The organism is Paenibacillus sp. EKM10P, from assembly GCF_011800655.1.
Lineage (GTDB): Bacteria > Bacillota > Bacilli > Paenibacillales > Paenibacillaceae > Paenibacillus > Paenibacillus polymyxa.
The window spans coordinates 1-239 of sequence record NZ_JAALET010000131.1; the positions used below are offsets into that span (position 1 = coordinate 1).

At 56.1% G+C, this 239-nt stretch carries 1 protein-coding gene; it reads left to right on the forward strand.

Annotated elements, in window-relative coordinates; translation table 11 throughout:
• Positions 1 to 239 (forward strand): condensation domain-containing protein (locus HFE01_RS26790; RefSeq protein ID WP_167442933.1); only part of this gene is annotated, 239 nt, incomplete at both ends.

The following is a 239-nucleotide window of genomic DNA, read 5'->3' on the forward strand; positions in this document are numbered from 1 at the left end:
GGCGTATCAGGAGCAGGGCAGGAACCGCAGCATGTACTCATGCTCGACATGCACCACATCGTTTCGGATGGCGTGTCGATGGGGGTACTGACTGAAGAATTTGTCCGCTTGTATGACGGTGAACAGCTAGCGCCACTGCGGATACAGTACAAAGACTATGCCGTATGGCAACAAAGCGAGGTCCATCAGAAGTGGATGCAGCGCCAGGAAGCCTACTGGCTCGACACCTTCCGGGGGGA